Origin of the sequence: Armatimonas sp., from assembly GCF_043760365.1 — a bacterium.
Lineage (GTDB): Bacteria > Armatimonadota > Armatimonadia > Armatimonadales > Armatimonadaceae > Armatimonas.
This window is the reverse complement of the sequence record NZ_JAYUPA010000857.1, coordinates 1-3,115: the sequence shown is the minus strand read 5'-3', so window position 1 is coordinate 3,115 and position 3,115 is coordinate 1. Positions and strand designations below refer to the sequence as shown.

Below are 3,115 nucleotides of genomic sequence, written 5' to 3'. Positions count from 1 at the left end.
CGCGCTCGTAGGTGCTGGTGTGAAAGAACCACCGGGACTGGAAGGGCACCTCAAACTCAGCAAGCGCTTTCTGGAAGCCCCGTAGCCGATGCACCTGTGGGTCGGTGGGGCTGTGGGGCTCGCGCAGGTGAGACATTCCCAGCCCTAGCTTCCGGTGGCCCGCCTCCAGCAGATGCTTTGCAGCTCGGTAGGCGTTCTCCTCGCGGTCAAAGACAATCTGATCCCACTCATAGGGAACTGCGGTATCGTAGCTAACGACGATTCCGCCACGTGCCTGGTAGGCATCAAGCTCTTGCAAGATCGCATCCGGCAGCCGCTGCACGGCGCAGACAATCGCACGGGGCCGCTGACGGCACAGACCGCGCACCTGGGCCGCTTGCCGCTCGCTATTTTCTTTCGAGGCGCTGTGGGAGTGCCAGGTGTAGAGCGGCACTTCAAAGCCATGGGCGCTGAGCTCCTGCTGGATCAACAGAATCTTCTCCGTCGCGATCCCCACATCGAGCACACCACTGAGAATCTGCACGGTTGCTGTCTCGGTGCCACGCGCCAGCCGCTGCGCTATGACATTGGGTTCGTAGCCTAGCTCATGGGCTACTTGGGTCACCCGGCGACGGGTCTCCGCTGAGATTGTCCCTTTGCCGGAGAGTGCTAGAGAGACCGTGGACTTGTGCATGCCCAGCGCCCCCGCAACGTCCTTGAGTGTGGTTGGCTTCCTCATAATTATCCTAATTCCTTGCAGGATACCATATAATAAACCGGTTTTCTGACGTGGGGTATTGGCATGTGCGCAAAGAACACCGTAAGATACGTTTGCACCCGCCTGGGTGGCGAAATGGTAGACGCATGGGTCTTAAAAACCCAGGACTTCGGTCGTGCGGGTTCGACTCCCGCCCCGGGCAGTGGTCTTTAGTAGAAGGCATAGGAAGAGAAAAGAGAGAGATAGAAGGGGTGGGTAATGTCTCGTCTATTGTTTGTTTTTGGTGTTTTTGTGTGCATGATGGTCTTCGGGGCACGTGGTGCCTGGGCGTGTGATTGCTCGACGGGGAGCTGCCTGGGATGTGCCTGTGGCTGCGGAGGATTTGGAAGTCCGGGGAGCGGTGGCAGTGCGGCCATGGGATCGGGCTTTGCGTCACGGGGAATGACTCTTGAATCTCGAATTCCCATCGCGACACTGGCAGGGACGACCGGACAGCAAGGCAGTGCTATCTGGGGGTGGGTAGATCCACTTACCAGCCGCGAGTACGCACTCTACGGAATCAGCAACGGCACCGCCTTTGTGGATGTCACCACACCCACGGCTCCTGTCTACCTGGGGCTCATGCCCACAAACACGGGCAGTACTCCCTGGCGTGAGCTTCAGACCTACGGGAACCATCTCTACGTGGTTTCGGATGCCAATGGGGCTCATGGGATGCAGATCTTTGATCTCACCCGTCTGCGTGGTGTGAGTACCAGCCAGAGCTGGACCCCGAACACTACCTACAATGGTGTGACCAGTGTCCACACCATCACTATCAACGAAGACACGGGCTACGCCTACCTTAATGGTTCCAACCAGGCACAGCACGTCGTTAATCTTGCCAATCCTCTTGCCCCGACGGCTGTCACAAACTACACGGCAGTGCCTGGTGGTTATGTCCACGATAGCTTGAGTGTGGTCTACAACGGTCCGGATGCTGCCCATGTCGGCAAAGAAATTGTCCTCAATAGTGCAGGAGGAAGTGGCCTGGAGATCGTCAACTTCACCACGCACACCGCCCCGATACGTCTTTCCGCAGCGAACTACCCCAACATTGGGTACACGCACCAAGGCTGGCTCACGGAAGATCAGCGCTTCTTTATTGTCAATGATGAGTTTGATGAGTGGAACCTGCCGAGTGGGCCACAGAATACCCGCACGCATCTTTGGGATCTCATTGATTTGGATACTCCAACCTACCTGGGGTACTATCAGCACCCTAGTATTGCGATTGATCACAATCTTTTTATCAAGGGCAACCTGCTCTTTGAGTCCAACTACACCGTTGGTCTGCGTGTCTTTGATCTCTCCGCACTCTGGACAACTAACTTTGCGGCGCTACCCCTACGTCTGGATGGAACCCGTAACCTACAGTCTGTGCTGTTTGAGGAGGCCTTTTTCGATACCTACAATCAGGATGATGCTGCCCCGGAGCGGAGCTTTAATGGTCAGTGGGGCAACTATCCTTTTCTTCCTAGTGGGACGATTCTGGCGGCGGATAGAAACAACGGCCTCTTTGTGCTCTCTTTTTCCAGTGCTCCGGAGCCGAGCTCGGTCCTAATCCTCCTTTTTGGTGGGCTGGGAGGTATGGCACTCTGGCGGCGGCGGCGGTAGCATAGGCCCGTGCATCGCGCATTTACTCTGATCGAGCTTCTCGTGGTCATCGCGATCATCGCCATTCTGGCCGCCATTCTTTTCCCGGTTTTCTCGCAAGCCCGCGAGAAAGCCCGCCAGACCGCCTGTGTCTCAAATCTACGTCAGCTTGGCCTCGGCTTTGCGATGTACACCCAGGACTACGACGAGCGCCTGCCCGACCGGCGCGACTTGAAAAACTCCCTGGGCTACAAGCCGTGGGGGGCGACGTGGCCCACAAGTGATCCCCGTGCGGGCTGGGTTGCCCCCGTGCTCGATCCCTACCTCAAGAATCGGGAGATTCTGAGCTGTCCGAGTGTCGCCGGGAAGATGGCGGGGGTCACGCAAGTCGAACAGAGCGGGGCGCGCTACTGGCTCTGGCGCTTCGACCGCCCGGACAGTCCCGTGCCGCTCGACAACTTCTGGGGCAAGACTCCTGAGCAAGCCGTAGACGAGCTGCGCCAGGCCAATAACCCCCAAGCCGGACTCCCCGACAGCGTCGCCGATGCGGAGCTTGCCGTGGACCCGTACTTCCCTCGCACCATCGCCACCGTCCCCGCCGCGCTAAAGGGCCGCGCCGTGCACCTGGGGGGCCGCAATCGGCTCTTTCTCGATGGCCACGCCAAGTGGCTGCGCGACGTGCGGACGGAGTAAGACGGAGAAATCCCCAGTCGCTTGCGACATTATGGCGGCACGCCCGTAGACGCCCACGTTTCTGTGGGCGGACTAAAACAGCCCCAGTGC

The 3,115-nt window shown here is 58.6% G+C and carries 3 protein-coding genes and 1 tRNA gene; 3 read left to right on the top strand and 1 reads right to left on the bottom strand.

Annotation, left to right across the window (positions count from 1 at the left end; all coding sequences use genetic code 11):
• A partial coding sequence (locus ACH2EH_RS21215) for a LacI family DNA-binding transcriptional regulator (RefSeq protein WP_395144860.1) occupies positions 1–718 on the bottom strand: 718 nt, incomplete at its 3' end.
• 100 nt (positions 719–818) lie between these two features.
• On the opposite strand from ACH2EH_RS21215, the gene ACH2EH_RS21210 reads away from it, so the two are divergent.
• From ACH2EH_RS21210 to ACH2EH_RS21200, 3 genes are all read left to right on the top strand, one after another.
• Positions 819–899 (top strand) — tRNA-Leu (locus tag ACH2EH_RS21210).
• Positions 900–955: 56 nt separating this feature from the next.
• Positions 956–2,353, top strand: coding sequence for a choice-of-anchor B family protein (locus ACH2EH_RS21205; RefSeq protein WP_395144858.1), 1,398 nt, complete (start codon positions 956–958; stop codon positions 2,351–2,353).
• Positions 2,354–2,362: 9 nt separating this feature from the next.
• Positions 2,363–3,025 carry a DUF1559 domain-containing protein gene (locus ACH2EH_RS21200; protein WP_395144856.1) on the top strand — a complete coding sequence of 221 codons (663 nt, stop codon included), beginning with the start codon at positions 2,363–2,365 and terminating at the stop codon, positions 3,023–3,025.
• The last annotated feature ends 90 nt before the right edge of the window (positions 3,026–3,115 follow it).